Source organism: Nitrospira sp. (assembly GCA_016788885.1).
Lineage (GTDB): Bacteria > Nitrospirota > Nitrospiria > Nitrospirales > Nitrospiraceae > Nitrospira_A.
In genome coordinates, this window is record JAEURX010000020.1 from 1 (window position 1) to 17,319 (window position 17,319).

The following is a 17,319-nucleotide window of genomic DNA, read 5'->3' on the forward strand; positions in this document are numbered from 1 at the left end:
ACGGCGAGAAGATGTCCAAGAGCCGCGGCAACGTCGTTGACCCGAACAAGATGGTCGACCAATTCGGCGCCGATGCCTTCCGCTATTTCCTGCTCCGCGAAGTGCCGTTCGGCCAAGACGGCGATTTTTCGCACGGCGCGCTCGTGACGACCGTCAACGCCAAACTCGCAAACGGTATCGGCAACCTCTTGAGCCGCACGCTCACCATGATCGAACGGTCCTGCGCCGGCGCGATCCCCGAGCGGGGCCCGGCCGTGCTGCCCGAATTGGAACAGCGGATCGAGGAGTTGGCCAAGCGCCTGCCCGGAAAGGCTGAAGCTGGCTTCAATGCTCTCCAGTTTCGCGATGTGCTGCTCACAATCGAAGACCTCAATGGCCTCTGCGATGAATACATCGACAAGAGCGCGCCATGGAAACTGGCGAAGCAGCCGGAGACACAGCCGCAGTTGCACACGGTGCTAAATATCTCCGCCCGCGCCCTTCGACTCCTGGCGGTGCTGCTCTACCCGTTCATGCCCAATGCGGCGGCACAGATGATCCGGCAACTTGGATTATCGCTGGACCTATCCCGACCGCTGGCGGCAAACGCCGGGCAGTGGGACGTGCCTTTGGCCGGCAGCACCACTCAAAAAGGCGCCTCACTGTTTCCCCGTATTGAATCCAAACCACAAGGAGCCACAGCCGTGAGTGATACACCCGCAAATCCGCAGCCGATCGCAGCCTCCGCGGCGCCACAATCCCCGGCTCCGACCGTGACGCCGTCTGCCGCCCAGGCCGCCGCGCAGCCGGCCCAGATCAGTATTGACGACTTCATGAAGATTCAACTCAAAGCGGCAAAAGTGCTGGCGGCAGAGCGCGTACCGAAATCCGAGAAGTTGCTCAAGCTCCAAGTCAGCCTCGGTGCCGAGCAGCGGCAGATCGTCGCCGGGATCGGCAAGAAATACGAACCGGAAGCCCTGGTCGGAAAAACCATCGTCATCGTGGCAAACCTCAAACCGGCGAAGCTCATGGGCATCGAATCGCAGGGCATGGTCCTCGCGGCGGGCGACAGCGACGTGCGAGGGCTCGCCACCTTCGTCGAAGACGTGGATCCCGGCACCAAAGTGAAATGATTCGCGCCTCCATCACCAGGCTGATCGGCACCGGCCTCCTTGTGCTGCTGAGCAGCATGAGTGCTGCGTTTACGCCGGAGCCTTCCGAATCCGAACTCGAGAGCAAAACCCGCTACAACGATCCCCTGCCCACGACCGTGCTCGTGCGCGTCGTCGCACACCGATCCCTGGTGCTGGGACATGACGTCGGCGGCGCGCGCGTCACGATTACTGATGTAGCGACCGGCCAGTTGCTGGCCTCGGGCCTACAGCAGGGTGAACCGGGCGACCAGACCCAGATCATGCGCACACCCCACCTCATGGATGAACCGGTCTATAGCAGCCGCCAGGCCGCCGCGTTCAGCGCCACGCTTGAATTGTCCCGCCCGACGCTGGTGGAAATCACAGCCGAGGGGCCGTTGGCTTATCCCCGCTCATTGCAGCGGGCGAGCACCACCGTCTTATTGATACCCGGCCACGACCTGACCAACGACGGCATCGTGCTGCCCCTGTATGGCTATCTGGTACAAGTCGAGCACCCCAAGCCGGGCGAGCCCTTGATCGCCAAGGAAGATGTGATGCTGCGAGCCTCGGTGCGGACACTGTCCGGCGCCCTGGTCCGGCCGCACAGCGATTGGGATTCCCGCAAGATGCATATCTATGCCGAACTGTTGGTCGGAGACCGCATCGTCGAGCGGCTGCAGATGTTCTACGCCGGGGAAAAGAGCCGGTTCGAAGCGCCGTTTTTCGTGCCTATGTCCAAAGACGCCCCCGACGGCATCACGCTGCGCGTGGTCGTGGCCGACGTCGCGACCGGGAACTTCGGCGTGGCCTCGGCGCAGTACCCGGTGCTCTCCGAACGCCTGAGACCCAAGAAAAATTGACCCCATTGACTGAATCGGTGGTTTCGTGATGTGCTGACCAGGTGCTGCCGTCACAATTCGTTGACTGGCCGTTCACCATCGACGCTCCTGATCACTCGATCGTACATGCCTGACGATGGACCCTAAACAACGACAATTCTCCATCTGGTACATGTTCATTGCCCTCTGGGTTCTGATCCTCATCCAGACCTTTCTTCCCTCCCTGTTTACCCCCACCGAAATTCCCTACAGCGAATTCAAAGTCGCCGTGGAAGCGGGCAAGGTCACCGAGGTGACGGTCTCGCCGCAAGTCATTCACGGCAAGATGAAGGAAGACAAAGTCTTCCACACCATTCGCATCGAAGATCCGGACCTCTTGCGCAGCCTCGCGCAACACCAGGTGAAGGTCACGGGGATGATTGAAAGTACGCTGTTCAGGGACGTGTTGTCCTGGATCCTGCCGATCGTGCTGTTCTTCGGCGTCTGGTGGTTCCTGCTGCGCCGCATGGGCCAAAGCCAAGGCTTCATGACAGTCGGGCAAAGCAAAGCCAAGATTTATGTCGAGAATGAAGTGAAGGTGACCTTCGCCGATGTCGCGGGTGTCGACGAGGCGAAGCAGGAACTGGAAGAGATCATCGAATTTCTCAAAACGCCGGAGAAGTTCCGGCGTCTGGGCGGCAAGATTCCCAAAGGCATTCTGCTCGTCGGCCCACCAGGCACAGGCAAGACGCTCCTGGCCAAGGCCGTGGCCGGAGAAGCCGGCGTGCCGTTTTTTTCGATCAGCGGCTCGGAGTTCGTGGAAATGTTCGTCGGCGTCGGCGCGGCTCGCGTCCGCGACCTGTTCGAGCAGGCCAAGAGCAAGGCGCCCTGCATCATTTTTCTCGACGAGCTGGATGCGCTGGGCAAGGCCCGCGGGGTCGGCCCCATGGCCCACGAAGAACGAGAGCAGACCCTGAACCAACTGCTCGTCGAAATGGATGGCTTCGACTCGCGCGCCGGCGTGATTCTCGTGGCTGCCACGAACCGGCCTGAGATTCTCGATCCTGCGTTGCTTCGAGCCGGCCGCTTCGACCGCCAGGTGTTGGTGGACCGGCCCGATAAGATCGGCCGTCTCGCTATATTGAAAGTCCACGCACGCAGCATTACCCTCGCCAACCAGGCGGATCTTGAAACCATCGCCGCCATGACGCCCGGCTTCGTCGGGGCCGATTTGGCGAATCTCCTGAATGAAGCGGCCTTGCTGGCCGTGCGGCGCGGTAAGGACACGGTGAGCCTGCCTGAATTGCAGGAAGCAGTCGAGCGCGTCATCGGTGGCTTGGAAAAGAAAAACCGGGTGCTGAATGCAATGGAACGGGCCAGGGTTGCTCACCACGAAGTCGGCCATGCGCTCATGGCCCTCTCCATTCCAGGCGGCGATGCGGTGCACAAAATCTCAATTATTCCTCGAGGTATTGCCGCGCTCGGCTACACCATGCAGCTTCCGACCGAAGACCGGTTCCTCATGACCGTCTCCGAGCTCAAGAACCGCATCGCCATTCTGCTCGGCGGGCGGGCGGCGGAAGAAGTGATCTATGGCGAGGTTTCTACCGGTGCCCAGGACGATTTGCGCAAAGCCACGGATATCGCAAAGAGTATGATCAAGGCCTACGGCATGAGCGAGAAGCTGGGCCAGGTCAGCCTGGAGCGGGACCGGCAATCCATTTTTCTGCAAACCGGTCCATCCCAAACGCCGGGCGACTATAGCGAGCAGACCTCCAGGGAAATCGATTGCGAGGTTCGCCTATTAATCGATGGGCAGTACGAACGGGCGCGCGATCTTATCAAGACCCAGGAGGCCACCCTGCGGCACGCCGCTCAAGTCTTACTTGAAAAGGAAACGATCACCGGCGAGGAACTCAAAGCCCTCGCTGCACCGCAGTAACTCCGCCTTTGCTGGCGCCTCGCCTCTCCATTTCGATAGGTTCCGAGAGATCTCGCGCACTGGTCCGCAGTCACTTGAAGACCTCACAACGGCTTGCCCTCCTCAGCCTCTCGTGAGACACTAAAGTCGATGCTTCCCCACACCTACCACGAACTTCGCTCCCAGCTCAGAATCGCCCTGGCGGTCAATGCCGTCATCGTCGTCGCGGAGTTTGCCGGCGGCTTTCTCACCAACAGCATCGGCTTGATCGGCGACGCGGGGCACAATCTCGTCGATCAAGGCTCCCTCTTTCTCGCGCTCTATGCCCATGTGCTGACTGCCCGACCCGCCACCGACAGCCGTACCTTCGGCTATCACCGAGCCGGGATCGTCGCGGCCTTCCTCAATTCCTTCATCCTCCTGCTCACCGCCGGCGGCATCACACTCGTGAGCCTCGAACGTCTCATGGCCCCCGTTCCCGTTCCGGGAGGATGGGTCATGCTGATTGCCTTGATCAGCTTCGTAGCGAATCTTTCCATCGCCCTGCTGCTGCAGCACGGCGCGAAAGATGACCTGAATATCCGCAGCGCCTTCTGGCACATGCTGAGCGATGCCTGGGTGTCACTCGGCGTCGTCGTGAGCGGCAGCATTATCATGCTGACCGGTTGGTCGATGCTCGACCCGCTCGTGAGCCTGTTCGTCGTCCTGGCAATTGTCCGAGGCGCCTGGCCACTCTTTAAAGAATCACTTGAGGTCCTATTGGAGTCCACTCCACCCGGCGTGAGCCCTGCACTCGTTGCGGCAACCATCGAGTCCATCCCCGGCGTGAAGAACGTCCATGACCTCCACATCTGGGCGGTGGAACCACGCCTCATCATGATGACGACCCACGTGCAAGTCGATGGCGGCGACCAGGCCCTCACGACCGACCTCCTCCAGACAATCCGGAATCGGGTGACCAACGAATTCAAGATCAAACACCAGACCATCCAACTCGAAACGGAATGCTGCCATCCCGAAGCCGTCCACTGCGACCTCTCCAAATTACACGACCAACATTCGCACGCGGAATTCCTGCACAGCCATCACTAGCTGGCCGGATACTGATCACTCGCCGGATGTTTGGAGGAGCACCATCCCCGGGTCCGAAGCCCGCACGTTCTACGAAATCTCTCCCATTTTCCCCAATGCTCGAGCCAGATTAATCCGCGCGGCATTCAAACGATACAATGCATCGATCGCGTTGTCTCTAGACCGAGCGAGCGAAAACAGGGCGTTCGTGAGTTCGAGATTGCTGGAGGAGCTCAGGATGCTGAACCGTTCACGGGCCAACTCCTGCTCCGAAGCCGCCGCTTCCAATCCACGCCTCGCAATCGCAACTTGCTCTCTCGCCGAGTCCAGCGTCATCAGGGCTTCGCGCACCTCGAGTGTCACCCGGTTCTGCACGACCGCCAACTTGAACAACTCCTGCTGAGCCAAACTACGCGACTCGCTGATCCGTCCCTCTCGTTGCCCGCCGTCGAAAATGGGAACCGACAACATCAGCGCCATGCTGTAGGTGTCCGCAGTGTTGTGCATGCGATTGCCGATCAGACCATAGTCTCCCTGGGCAACCAGCGACGGCAAGCGCTCGTCGGTTGTCGAGCGCAACGTGAGATCCGCCGCTTTGATCCGCTGCTTCGCAGCCTTGACCTCCGCTCGTTCTTGCATCGCTTCAACCAGAGCCTCCTGGAGCATCGGCACATGCGCCACCGACGATTTCAATTCATCGGTCAAGACCAGCCGGATGTCGAATTGAATGCCCAGAGCATTGATCAAGCCCAATTTGAAACGCTCCACTTCGCTGCGAGCCAGTGTCAGATGCTGCCGCTCATTCTCAAGTTGTGCCTCAGCGCGAGCGGTGTCCAAACCAGTCCCCATCCCTCCCCCACGCCGACTCCGGACAAACACTGCCAACTCCTGCAAGAGTTTCACATTCGCTTCACGAGCATCGACCGTCGCCTGCGCCCGCAGCACCTCCATATAGAGAAGGCCGACTTCGCCCATCGCATCATTCTTGGCCGTGTCGGATTCTAACTCCGCCACCTTCAACGCTTCGCGCGAGGCACGCCAGCGGTCGATCAAGCTCAGGCTGAAGAGGCTCTGCGTCGCACTCACTCGAGCATCGAAAATCGAAAACGGACTGGTGACATGCGGTGTCAGCCCGACCGTGCCGAGAAAAAATGTTTGGCGGGACTGCCGAACATTGCTGGAGAGATTTGGCAACAACGTCCCCAACTGCGTAAAGGCCGCAGCCTTGGCCTGCTCGACTCGTTCCTTGAACAATTTGACGGTAGGGTTATTGCCCATCGCCGCATCCATCGCATCCTTCAGGCTCAGACGCAGCTCAGGAAGCGGCATTACCGCGTCAGTTTCGGCCGCCGGAGCATCAAGCTGAGCGCCATACCACAAACTTCCGGTGAACAAGACCACGAGAAACCACTGCACAGAAGGAACGCGATCAATCATGTTGCTCACCATTTCCTTTCATTGCCCCCTCACCTAGCGAGTAGGGTCTCAATCGCATCGGACGTGCTTATATCTGCTTCATGTGGAACGTAGGGAGTTAGGGGAAGGAAGGAGCGACGCTCCCGCTACGGTGTATGAAAATGCACCGTACAGGGCAATCCGGCCGGGATATGGTGATCGGGGTTCGGAAGGTGAAGCCGCACCCCGAACGTTCCATTGGCGGTATCGATCACTCGATTCACCGTCTCGACCGTGGCCACATAGGGGGAGGATGTAGCGGAGTCCGGCACTACATCAGCGACCATCCCTGGGACGATCTTGTCGAGCCAAGCGAGCGGTGCGAACACCTCCACGCGTAGCGGATGAATTTGCGCAATCTTCAACACAGGAGACTGCCGCACCAACTCTCCCGGCGTGAGATAACGCTCGACCACCAGTCCAGTGATAGGACTGCGTATGGTTCGTAGCGCTAACTCAGCGGCGGCACGTTGGTACTCGAGTCGCGCCAGCTCATGTTCTTCTTTCGCTTCCAAGGCTGCGGCCTCAGCCACCCGGAGTTCAGTTTCGGCCTCATCCAGCTCGTTGTGCGCGATGGCCGAAGTTTTCCGCAGATCTCGTGCCCGCTCGACCTTGCGTACCCCATACTCCATCCGCACTTGCGTCGTCTTCAGCGCCGATTCAAGTTCGGACTTCGCCTTGGCAACCGCCACCGCAGCCCGCTCCCTGCTCGATTCCAGCACGGCCAACACCTGCCCTGCACCGACTAGATCTCCTTGATCCACCGTCACCGATTCAATCAGCCCTTCGACAGGGGTACCGACCGCAACCACCTGGGAAGGTTTGATCAGGCAACGCAATTCACTTCCGGCACCCGTATCCGCCCTCGCGGGCAGGGCCGCCAGCACAACCAGAATGAGACCCGTCGTGATACGCATGGAGAAGGACCGCATCCGGGGCCTACTTAGTGAACCGCACGGTGCATTTGAGCCCGGCCGGTAACTTGAAGTCCGGATTCGGCAACTCCAGGCGAACACCGAATGTCCCGCTGGCAGCATCGACGACCTTGTCGACCACCGTCACTTTGGCGGGAAACTCACCTTTGATCGGTTCCTCCGGCTTCACCATCGCAGACATCCCCACCGTGACTTTCCCAAGCAACCCCACCGGCGCATAGGCCTCCACTCGCAACGGATCGATCTGCGCAAGTTTAAGAATACGTTCTTGTTTGGGAAACTCCCCCGGATGCATATACCGTTCGACGACCACGCCGTTGATCGGACTTTTCATCGTGCGGAGCGCGATCTCGGCCGTCGTTCGATTCAGTTCCAAGTCAGCCAGACGCCGGTTGCTCAATTCGGCGTGAGCATGGGCCACCGCGCCGGTCGCCCGTTCCACGCTGGTATCCAACGTCGCCAGCACCTGGCCTTCTTTGACGACATCTCCGCGGTCCACGGTGATGCTCTCCAACATCCCTGCCACGGGCGAGGTCATCGTGATCGTCTGATAGGGATGAACGAGGCAGGTGAGATCGGCGGCACCCGCGACCGACCACCCACCAGCCATCAGCGGCACCAATAACAGGCTCACAAGGAAATTCAATCTCATCGCCGTCTCCATGTGGAACTGAACCATCGTTATTCCGTCCGTCCGGCAAAGGCCAACGCCGATTCCAATTGATCGTCGACTTTCAGCACAGCACGCCGCATGCGGGCATGCAATCGTTCCGCCGCCCGCTGCGCCCGGCGCATCAACCAACGCGATGGCGCTTGCCAGCCCCATCGAAGCGCCTGCGTGGCACACCATCGCCCGAACCGGGTCGCATGCGCAGCCACCACGTCATCCTCCAACGAAAGCAGCACCTGGTACGACCCCGGATCGCCTTGGCGACCACAGCGTCCGAACAACTGCCGATCGACTCGTCCCGCATCATGGCGCTCCGTCGCCAACACATGCAGGCCTCCACGCTCCGCCACCCCTGCGCCCAGGTGAATATCCGTACCGCGCCCAGCCATGTTGGTCGCGACCGTGATCTGCTCCGGCTCTCCGGCCTGCGCAACGATCTCGGCTTCCTCGCGGTCTTGTCTCGCATTGAGCACCCGATGCGGCAACCCGGCAGCAAACAACAATCGACTCACCCGCTCCGATGCCGCAACGGAACGGGTGCCGATCAGGACCGGCCGGCGCTGGCCGTGCAACCGAGCCACCGACTGAACCACCGCGGCCCATCGCGCCTCGGACGTTGCAAAGACCCGGTCTTGAAGACCGACTCGCTGCATCGGGCGATGCGCCGGAATGGTCACAACCCCAAGCCGGTAGACCGACCAGAGTTCGCCGGCCACCTCTCGGGCGGTACCGGTCATGCCGGATAACCGGAGATAGCGGCGGAAAAATCGCTGATAGCTGATGCGCGCAAGGGTGTCCTGACGCTCGCTGAGGGGGCAGGACTCTTTCACTTCAACCATTTGGTGCAGCCCGCGTTCCCACGACCGGTCCGCCATGACTCGCCCCGTGTACTCGTCCACGATCTGCACTTTTGCATCCTGGACGACGTACTGTGTGTCCCGTTCGAACAGATGCAGGGCCGACAACGCCTGCTCGATGAGATGCTCACGTCTGCCTCGCCCACGCCACATTCCACCGAACCCCTGAGTCAATTCCGTTGCACGAACCGACCCGGCCTCGGTCAACGTGACATGCCGCGAGCGCACATCCATGCGAGCCTCGCGACCGAGACGGAGCTGACGGGCCACGGCCAATGCCTGTTCGTAGACCAACCGTTCGTCGGCATCGTTTCCTCGTCCCGCAATGATGAGTGGTGTCCGCGCCTCATCCACCAACACGCTGTCCGCCTCATCGACAATGGCATAGTACAGGCCACGAAGCAGGAGGCCGTCGGTCTGACCGGGAGATGACACCCTGCGAAGCCGCCGTTGAATCTGAGCGGACTGCCGACCGATGGCCAGGCGATCCTTGAGATAATCGAACACCAGTTCCTTATTCGTGCAGTAGGTCACGTCACAGGCATAGGCTTGGCGCCGAGCCTCCGGCGTCAACCCATGCACGATCACGCCGACCGACAGGCCCAGCGCTCGATAAAGAGGTCCCATCAACTCCGCATCACGGCTCGCCAGGTAATCGTTGACGGTGACAATGTGCACCGGCAAACCCGCCAATGCGGCGGCGCAAGCCGGAAGCGTCGCGGTGAGGGTCTTGCCTTCACCGGTCTGCATCTCCGCAACCAGCCCCTGCAGCAGCGCATACCCGCCGAGGACCTGAACGTCGAAATGCCGCTGACGAAGAAGGCGGGCGGCTGCCTCGCGGACTAGGGCAAACACCTCGGCAACCAGTGGATCGGTCAACCCCTGTTTGACCAACGCCGCCCGTAGCGTCTCGGCAGCCGGTTGAAACTCGGTCTCTTTCAGGCATTCGTAAGTGATCGCCAGTCCGGACACGCGTTCCACAAACTCATGGCCCGCCCAGAGCCGGCTCCGCCAGCGCCGCGCGATCGGTCCGACCGCGCGTTGGGCACACGCATCGAGCCAGGGCAAGGTCGGCAGTACCCGTTCCGGATAGACCGCGCCGTGCACCACCTCAGGCAACAACGCACTCGTAGACTGAGGACACATCATGACCGCCCATCCCCTTCAATATCGGGCTAGACAGTGAAGCGCGAGAGGAACAGCTGACGGACCTGGCGATACCACTGGTCCGAAAGCGGCGACCAGCCATGCGAGAATCGAACGTGTACTCGTTCACCCACATGGATCAAACCCGCCTCCCCGGGGACAGACAGATCCACCTGAAACACACGTTGAACCGTCCGCATACCTTCCGCATCGGTCGGATCGACCGGCACCACGCCGCCGCCTTCGCTGCCGAGTGCCGCATGCGGCAGTTCGCTCACCGCCGAGGGAACAAGCCGCGCCACCCCAGCTCGATAACAATCCTCCACACGCTCCGCCAATCGGATTTCCACGCCGGCGTCCCGGGTGCGCACGAGATCGATATCCGCTTGAGCGACGACCGCCCGCACGGTGAGGCGACGATGATCCACGACGTGGGCCAACACCTCCCCCTGCTTGATGAAGCGTCCGGGCAGGTCTTGAGGAGCCGGCACGATCAACTGCCCCGCCGTATGGCTCCGGACCACCAGCTCATCCAGCCGTCGTTGAGTTCGAGCCAGTTGATCCCGCGCATAGGCCAACTCTTCCTCGATGATGGCCGCTTTCACCAGATCCACCGGCCGCTGCTCGGCATGGCGCGCCTGCAGTTCCTTTACCCTGGCAGCCAACACACGCGCCTCTGCCTGGAGCCGCGGATGTTCGGCGATGAACAGCACGTCTCCCGGCTGCACCAGGCTGTCGGGCTTGGCCACGACCTGTCGGACGAAGCCATCGGCCCCCGCTCGCACCACCGATTCATCGGGGGCCCACACGACCCCCTCCGCGATGGTATGAAACGGAGCCGGCATGAGGGAGAGCCCGCAGACCGGCAGGGCGAAAAGCACAGCGGTCACGGCCACGGCACGACCGCGCACCGCATCGATCGAGGGACTCCTGAACAGATAGGACAGCCCCTTGGCCACTGGCACCACAAGCATGCCCACGGCGGTCATCGCGGCGAACAGGATCCCCAGCAATGGAGACAGTTCCCCGAGAAACAGCAGAATGGCCACCGTCACCATCACCCGATACACGCTTGAGGCAACCCCATACCCGAGGAACCACGCCCGTTCGCCGGCCGTGGCGTCAGGGCGACTCACCTCACGGGCTCCAAACAGGTACCGCTCACACAAGTACCGAACATAAGCCGTGGCCCGCACCCGGAGATTCGGGATTTCGAGCCAATCCATCAGCATGTAATACCCGTCGAAGCGAAGCAGCGGATTGAGGTTGAACAACACCGTGCTCACGCCCGCGAGAAAAATCGTGTTGTAGGCCGCCGTGCGGACCAGCCCAGGTTCCGCATTGATCCAGACGACGAGGGCCAGTGCCGCCAGCGCCGCTTCGACCATCATGCCCGCCGCTCCAACCAACACACGCTGCCGCTTGTCGCGGAACGCCCATGCGGCGGAGGCCTCGCAATAGGGCACGGGCGTGAACACCAACAGCATCACGCCCAATTCATGAACCTCACCGCCGAAGGCCTTCGTCATGAAGCCATGTCCCAATTCGTGAAGCAGTTTGATGAGCGGAAACAGCAGCCAGAGGACCATCAATGAATGCGGCGTGGTCACCTGCGCAATCAGATCGTGGGTGAGGTCTGGCCAATGGAGCCCGCCGAGGACGAGACCCAGGCCAACCAGGCCCAGCCAGAGCAGGAAGCCCGGCCAGCTGATGAGCGGACGAACCACCGGCAACAGCGCGGTCAGAAACCGGTCGGGGTCGCACAGCGGCCAGCGCCAGGCAAACAGATTCGACAGGCGGCTCGCCCATTGCCGCCGGGCAATTCGATCGGCCCGCTCGGTCAGCTCTCCGGTGTCGGGCAGCACATCGCAGACGATGAGATCCGAGCCGTGCAACTGGGCCAGCAGCCGAATCACATCGTCCTGACTCGGCGCCTCGTCGCCCAGCGTCGCCGTCGCGGATTCCCAGATCGCCCGCACACTGTGCCGGCCGTCCATCAAGCCGATCAGGTGATAGGCCGCAGGGGCAAACCGGTGAAACCGATCCGACGCGCGATCCTGCAGGACGTACCACGTCCGGCCACGGTACTGGTGGCGCGCGAGTTCCACGTGACTGCGCAACCGCGGCTTCAACCGTTCGACGCGATACCAGGACGCGCTGAAAAATTCACCGGCCATATCTCCCCCAACACCCTGAGGACTTACGACTCAACACCGCCACCACATCATAAAATTGCGTACCCGCACGCCCTGTGCTAGGCTCCCCACCATGCAATCCCAACACGGCACACCAGTTCATCCTCGATCCCAGGATCCGATCCTTGAAGAAATGTTGCGCCGCCTGACGGGCGCCTTCCAACCGGAACGAGTCTATCTCTTCGGCTCTCGGGCTCGGGGAGAAGCCGGCCCTGACAGCGACTACGACCTATTGATGGTTGTGAAAGAGTCCGGCCTGCCGCGGTATCGACGCGAGCAAGAAGCATTTCGCGCATTGATCGGTGTCGGAGCCGCAAAGGATGTTCTTGTGCTGACGCGAGAGGAATTCGAGCGGAAGCGCACCGTGGTCTCCTCCCTCCCTGCCGCCGTCGAACGGGAAGGCATTCTGCTCTATGCAGCCTGAAACCGCCGTTGAAGCACGAGCATGGTTTCAGAAAGCGAGGAACGATCTGCGTGGCGCAGATATCGACCTGGCTGCCGCTCCTCCCCTCGTCGAAGATGCCTTGTTTCATTGCCAACAGGCTGCTGAAAAAGCGATGAAGGGCTACCTGACGGCGCATGAGCGCGTCTTTAGGAAAACGCATGACCTGGACGAACTCGCCCGAGCCTGTGAGGCGATTGACCCGACGTTGAAGGCGGTGCTGCTCGAAGCCAGAGATCTTACAGTGTTCGCCTGGGAGTTTCGTTACCCCGGCGATTCCCAAGTCCCGTCTGAGGGCGAAGCCGTGCAGACTCTCGCGTTGGCACGGCAGGTCGTCTCCGTCCTCCTCGACCGACTGCCCCCAACTATCCGACCTTAGCTGCATCGCATCGACTCTCGCGGCTCTGCTCGTCTTGTTCATCATGCAAGAGGGCACCGTCACGGCAGCCAGGCCCAGAGTTTCAGCCTCGCCTCATCCAGCACCTCGTGAGTCCAGATCCAGACCAACGACCGCTGATCCACCGCAATCTTGCCCACACCCTCCATGGCCGGCCGGAGTCGATTCGACGGTGGGGTCGTGAGTCTCGCTTCGACGCGAAAATAGTTGCGGCCCTCTTTGGCCATCGACACGGGCGTGATCTGCGTGACGGCAAAAGACAGCTCGTCATGCGGCAAGGAGGAGAGCAGCAGGGTGCCCGACTGCCCGATACGCAGCCCCGCCATGTCGCGGTCATCCACCTGGAGCACCACCCGATAGTCGTTCAACGGCGCGACCTCAAACAGGACCTGTCCTTCCTCCAGCGGAGATCCCAGTCGCTGGCTCCAATCTCCGCTCACAATCACGCCGGCAAAGGGCGCGATAATCTGAATGCGCGCGAGCTTATCGGCCGCCAAGGCCAGCTGGGCTTCCGCCTGCGCCAACTCCGCGGCCTTGATCTCGACCTTGGCCGCATCGCGATCCGCCAGGACCTGGCGATACTCCTTGGCCAATTGGTCTCGCTGGCTCTGCCACCGTAACCGCTCCAGTTTCAACTCATGATCCTGCAACGTGGCCAGAACTTGTCCCGCCTGCACGACATCGCCGGCCCGCACCGGGGCGGTCTCCAGATACCCTTGAAAGGGAACCGTGGCGGCCTGCTGAATGGCCCCTTCCAGCGCCGTTTTCGCCGTCACGCGATAATCGCCGGTCGCCAACGCGACGCACGCCGCAAGCGCGGCAGCCGCAAGCGTCGCCAGCTTGAATCCCACATGGCGTGGTCCCGTCAACTTGGCGAGTTGCGAGCGAAGCGACTCCCAGGCCTTGCCGCCGAGCCACCGCGCATCGCGCCGTTTCAGGTCAAGGATCGGCCCCAGCACCGCGGCCAGCGCCTCCAACACCTCCAGCGTTCCACGGTCGAACGGCTGCTCCGCGCCGCGTTCCAAGGTGAGTACGCCGACCACCAGGCCGTCATCCGTGAGCGGCACGGAACAGAGGGCGACCGAGTTGAATTGACGCGCCAGCGCATCATGAGCCCGTCGAATCTGCGTGGGGGTCGTCGGAAGCGGAGGGACGACCACGGTCTGCCGCTGATCGAACGCTTCCTCCATTGCCCCGGCAATGGCGCCGACCAGCGTGGTTTTCTGACTGAACGTGGCACTGTGAGAAAGAGCCGTCACCTCCACGCGCCCGTTCGTCACGATGCCGAGGCTGACCCGGTCGCACTGAAGGCGGGTTGCAGTCTCCGTGACGAATGAACGGGTGGCCGCCTCATAGTTCCTCGACCCGACGGCCGCCGAGAGCAGCTCGAGCAGCAGTTGCAGCCGCTCCGCCGTCTGCGCCTTCGCGGTCAGTGCGGCCAGCACCTCAGCCGGGAGAGCCGTCTGCAACAGCGCGCGGCCTTCGTGCCTCGGTCCGTCCGTAGGTTCGGAATCCTGTCGCATCATGAATCAGTCTCCCATCCGGGCCGTGCAGGCCGTCAGCGCACCGAGTACACGGTCGCCTTGTTCAGGCGGCTCCGCCCTGCCCGTCGCTCATGGTCGACGGTTTGGGTCCGCCACCGAGATCCAGTACGCCGAACTGCCCCTCGTATTGCTGCACCACCGCCCCCAGCAACAGGGCCAATCGCTTGGCGGCAAAGGGACTGAGGATGATCCGGTTGGTCACCTGCACACGCAGGTCCGGCTGTCCCTGCTCCCAGAATTGATTCAGCCCGAAGTTCAACACAAGCTCTTCCTTCGTGCTGCCGACATGACAAGTGTTCGCATAGGTGGTTGCGGCACGGCTGCCGTCGAGGTGAATACGCCGCTGGTCTGACTGGGAGGCCGCCTGTTCAGTGCCATTCGTCGTTGAACTCATGTAGTGCTCCTTGTTCTAGGGAACCGAGTTATCCCACCGTGATCGTCACGGTCGCCAGATTCGAGGCCGTGGCGCCGTCGGACACGCGGTAGGTGAAGGTATCGGTCCCGGTGAAGCCCGCGTTCGGACGATAGGTGAAGGTGCCGTCGGCATTCAGGACTAGCGAGCCGTTGGTGGGGCCGGTGCCGAGCGTAGCTGTGAGAGTTGGGCTGTCGGGATCGTTGTCGTTGGCGAGGAGGTCGTTCTGGAGACCGCTGGCCCAGAGTTCGGCGCCAGTTACGGAATTTATGGCACGGAAGAACAGATTCCCGCCGAAACTAACGAGCTGGGAATTAGTACTCGCAGCAGAACCAGCGTTTATGTCCCGCACCAGAACAGTTCCCTCTTCAGTCCCGTCACTTTTCCAAACCTCTAGACCGTGTGCCCCATCATCCGCAATAAAAAACAGCGTGCCATTCACATTCGTCAGCTTACCGCCTAGTCCGCTACCAAACGAACCTATGGATGGACCAGTCTTAATATCCTTCACCAGCACCGTTCCAGCAGCAGTACCGTCACTTTTCCACAATTCCGATCCCTCTACAGTGGTGATCGCATTGAAAAAGAGGATGCCGTTGACACTAACCAACTCCGCGGGGAACGAGTCTCCGCTTCCTAAACTTATGTCTTTCACAAGGATTGTGCCCGCGGTCGTGCCATCGCTTTTCCATAACTCTGTCCCGCTGCTCCCATCAGTAGCTGAGAAGAAAACAGATCCATTGAAGTTAGTAAGGTTTTGAGGATTTGAACCAGCCGTAGGATGAATATTCATAACCTGTGTAGTCCCCGCCGCCGTCCCGTCGCTCTTCCACAGTTCTTGACCGAAATTCAATCCATTACGAGCAGCACTAAAGAACAGCGTCCCGTTAATATTCGTCAACTCTTGGGGAGTAGAGTTCGGCAACCCAGGATTAATGTCTGCAACCAGAGTTGTTCCGCTCACAGTCCCATCGGTCTTCCATAGTTCATTACCGCTCACACCGTCGTTCGCAGTGAAGAATATCGTGTCCCCAACCACTTCCAATTCACGAACAACTGTCCTACCACTGGAAGCACCAGGATTAATGTCGCGGACAAGAACCGTTCCCGTTTCCGTGCCATCGCTTTTCCACAGCTCAATCCCGTTTACTCCGTCATCTGCCCAGAAGAACAAGAGCCCGTTCAAATTCGTTAAGTTGCTGAGGCTCGAACCAAGATTTCCCGGACGTACATCCTTAACCATAAAGGTCCCTGGCGCTGTCCCGTCGCTCTTCCATAACTCAATTCCATTCACCCCGTCGTTGGCTGTGAAAAACAACGTGCCGTTGACGTTGGTAAGATTTGTCGGGAAAGAACTATCCGCCCTGATATCTTTTACCAACATTGTCCCCGCCGCCGTCCCGTCGCTCCTCCACAGTTCAGTACCGTTCACACTATCGCTCGCTGTAAAAAATAGATTTCCATTTACCACAGTGAAGTTGGCTGGATTCGATGCTCCAGCACCAGCAAGAATGTCTTTGACCAACAGTGTCCCCGCCACCAACGTCGAGCCCTGCTGTAACGTGTAGGCATCATTCGTCGCCGTCGGAGTGGCGTTCACGTCACTGACTGTCACGGTGATCGTCTCTTCAGCAGACAGCGCCGGAGTTCCGTTATCCGTCACGCGGACGGTCAGGCTGTGCGGGCCAATCTGCGCCGCCGTCGGGGTCCAGGTGAAGACACCCGTCGTCGGGTTAATGCTCGCACCCGCCGGGATCGTGCCCTGCAGGGTATAGGTGAGCGTATTGGCTGGGACATCGCCATCTGTGGCCGTCGCAGTGAAGGTGAGCAAGGCCCCTTCGTTCACCGTCTGATTGCCGATCGTGGCGAGCACCGGCGCCTGATTGACCTCGTTCACCGTGACGGTGATCGTCTCCCGATCGCTCAAGGTTGGCGCCCCGTTGTCCGTCACCACCACATCAAACGTGTAGGTCCCCGGCCCTTGGAGTTCCGTGGGCGTCCAACTGAAGGCACCCGTCGTGGGATTGATCGTGGCCCCCGCCGGGATCGTGCCGCTCGTCCCGTTCTCCAAACTGAACGTCAGCGTCTGCCCGGCATCCGGCTCATTGGCCGTAGCGGTGAAGGAGAGCGCCTGCCCTTCGTCGATGGTTTGATTGCCGATCGTGGTGAGCACCGGCGCCTGGTTAACGACCGGCGCCGCCGTGACCGAGATCGTCACCGTGGCCACATTCGAGTCCAGCGCCCCGTCGTTGGCCTTGTAGGTAAAGCTATCGGTGCCGGTGAATCCACTATTCGGTGTGTAGTTGAACGTACCGTCGGCATTCAGCGTAAGGCTCCCATT

General features: G+C 60.8%; 14 protein-coding genes. 6 read left to right on the forward strand and 8 right to left on the reverse strand.

The features are described 5' to 3' along the window. The 4 genes from metG to JNL86_06155 form a co-directional block, all read left to right on the forward strand. A partial coding sequence (gene metG / locus JNL86_06140; GenBank protein ID MBL8042483.1) for a methionine--tRNA ligase subunit beta occupies positions 1 to 1,112 on the forward strand: 1,112 nt, incomplete at its 5' end. Further along, a complete protein-coding gene (locus tag JNL86_06145; protein MBL8042484.1) occupies positions 1,109 to 1,975 on the forward strand; it encodes a hypothetical protein in 867 nt (288 codons plus the stop codon). The genes metG and JNL86_06145, both read left to right, overlap by 4 nt. Before the next feature lie 115 nt (positions 1,976 to 2,090). Continuing rightward, positions 2,091 to 3,875, forward strand: a complete 1,785-nt coding sequence (ftsH, locus tag JNL86_06150) for an ATP-dependent zinc metalloprotease FtsH (protein MBL8042485.1) — start codon at positions 2,091 to 2,093, stop codon at positions 3,873 to 3,875. Between the two features lie 129 nt (positions 3,876 to 4,004). Next, entirely contained in the window at positions 4,005 to 4,946 is a 942-nt protein-coding gene (locus tag JNL86_06155; GenBank protein ID MBL8042486.1) for a cation transporter, read from the forward strand. A gap of 69 nt (positions 4,947 to 5,015) precedes the next feature. On the opposite strand, the gene JNL86_06160 is transcribed toward JNL86_06155, so the two are convergent. The 5 genes from JNL86_06160 to JNL86_06180 form a co-directional block, all read right to left on the reverse strand. Next, positions 5,016 to 6,362, reverse strand: coding sequence for a TolC family protein (locus tag JNL86_06160; GenBank protein ID MBL8042487.1), 1,347 nt, complete (start codon positions 6,360 to 6,362; stop codon positions 5,016 to 5,018). A gap of 125 nt (positions 6,363 to 6,487) precedes the next feature. Next, positions 6,488 to 7,297: an efflux RND transporter periplasmic adaptor subunit gene (locus JNL86_06165; protein MBL8042488.1), complete on the reverse strand. Its 810-nt coding sequence runs from the start codon at positions 7,295 to 7,297 to the stop codon at positions 6,488 to 6,490. 22 nt (positions 7,298 to 7,319) lie between these two features. Continuing rightward, positions 7,320 to 7,967, reverse strand: coding sequence for an efflux RND transporter periplasmic adaptor subunit (locus JNL86_06170; GenBank protein MBL8042489.1), 648 nt, complete (start codon positions 7,965 to 7,967; stop codon positions 7,320 to 7,322). 29 nt (positions 7,968 to 7,996) lie between these two features. After that, positions 7,997 to 9,988: a preprotein translocase subunit SecA gene (locus JNL86_06175; GenBank protein MBL8042490.1), complete on the reverse strand. Its 1,992-nt coding sequence runs from the start codon at positions 9,986 to 9,988 to the stop codon at positions 7,997 to 7,999. A gap of 29 nt (positions 9,989 to 10,017) precedes the next feature. Then, positions 10,018 to 12,165, reverse strand: coding sequence for a hypothetical protein (locus JNL86_06180; GenBank protein ID MBL8042491.1), 2,148 nt, complete (start codon positions 12,163 to 12,165; stop codon positions 10,018 to 10,020). A gap of 91 nt (positions 12,166 to 12,256) precedes the next feature. On the opposite strand from JNL86_06180, the gene JNL86_06185 reads away from it, so the two are divergent. Continuing rightward, complete coding sequence (locus tag JNL86_06185) at positions 12,257 to 12,607, forward strand: nucleotidyltransferase domain-containing protein (GenBank protein MBL8042492.1); 351 nt, start codon at positions 12,257 to 12,259, stop codon at positions 12,605 to 12,607. Then, positions 12,597 to 13,004, forward strand: coding sequence for a HEPN domain-containing protein (locus JNL86_06190; GenBank protein MBL8042493.1), 408 nt, complete (start codon positions 12,597 to 12,599; stop codon positions 13,002 to 13,004). Before JNL86_06185 ends, JNL86_06190 begins: the two co-directional genes overlap by 11 nt. 59 nt (positions 13,005 to 13,063) lie before the next feature. Here JNL86_06190 and JNL86_06195 read toward each other — a convergent pair whose 3' ends face one another. The 3 genes from JNL86_06195 to JNL86_06205 all read right to left on the reverse strand — a co-directional run. Continuing rightward, complete coding sequence (locus tag JNL86_06195; GenBank protein ID MBL8042494.1) at positions 13,064 to 14,548, reverse strand: HlyD family efflux transporter periplasmic adaptor subunit; 1,485 nt, start codon at positions 14,546 to 14,548, stop codon at positions 13,064 to 13,066. Positions 14,549 to 14,609: 61 nt separating this feature from the next. Further along, a complete protein-coding gene (locus tag JNL86_06200) occupies positions 14,610 to 14,960 on the reverse strand; it encodes a DUF3467 domain-containing protein (GenBank protein ID MBL8042495.1) in 351 nt (116 codons plus the stop codon). A 28-nt stretch (positions 14,961 to 14,988) separates the two neighbouring features. Then, the coding region (locus JNL86_06205) for a tandem-95 repeat protein (GenBank protein MBL8042496.1) at positions 14,989 to 17,319 on the reverse strand (2,331 nt) is incomplete at its 5' end.

Excerpts from the sequence above, each read along its gene's own strand:
- JNL86_06145 (MBL8042484.1), top strand. The coding sequence starts at position 1,109 with ATGATTCGCGCCTCCATCACCAGGCTGATCGGCACCGGCCTCCTTGTG.
- ftsH (MBL8042485.1), top strand. The coding sequence starts at position 2,091 with ATGGACCCTAAACAACGACAATTCTCCATCTGGTACATGTTCATTGCC.
- JNL86_06155 (MBL8042486.1), top strand. The coding sequence starts at position 4,005 with ATGCTTCCCCACACCTACCACGAACTTCGCTCCCAGCTCAGAATCGCC.
- JNL86_06160 (MBL8042487.1), bottom strand. The coding sequence starts at position 6,362 with ATGATTGATCGCGTTCCTTCTGTGCAGTGGTTTCTCGTGGTCTTGTTC.
- JNL86_06165 (MBL8042488.1), bottom strand. The coding sequence starts at position 7,297 with ATGCGTATCACGACGGGTCTCATTCTGGTTGTGCTGGCGGCCCTGCCC.
- JNL86_06170 (MBL8042489.1), bottom strand. The coding sequence starts at position 7,967 with ATGAGATTGAATTTCCTTGTGAGCCTGTTATTGGTGCCGCTGATGGCT.
- JNL86_06175 (MBL8042490.1), bottom strand. The coding sequence starts at position 9,988 with ATGTGTCCTCAGTCTACGAGTGCGTTGTTGCCTGAGGTGGTGCACGGC.
- JNL86_06180 (MBL8042491.1), bottom strand. The coding sequence starts at position 12,165 with ATGGCCGGTGAATTTTTCAGCGCGTCCTGGTATCGCGTCGAACGGTTG.
- JNL86_06185 (MBL8042492.1), top strand. The coding sequence starts at position 12,257 with ATGCAATCCCAACACGGCACACCAGTTCATCCTCGATCCCAGGATCCG.
- JNL86_06190 (MBL8042493.1), top strand. The coding sequence starts at position 12,597 with ATGCAGCCTGAAACCGCCGTTGAAGCACGAGCATGGTTTCAGAAAGCG.
- JNL86_06195 (MBL8042494.1), bottom strand. The coding sequence starts at position 14,548 with ATGATGCGACAGGATTCCGAACCTACGGACGGACCGAGGCACGAAGGC.
- JNL86_06200 (MBL8042495.1), bottom strand. The coding sequence starts at position 14,960 with ATGAGTTCAACGACGAATGGCACTGAACAGGCGGCCTCCCAGTCAGAC.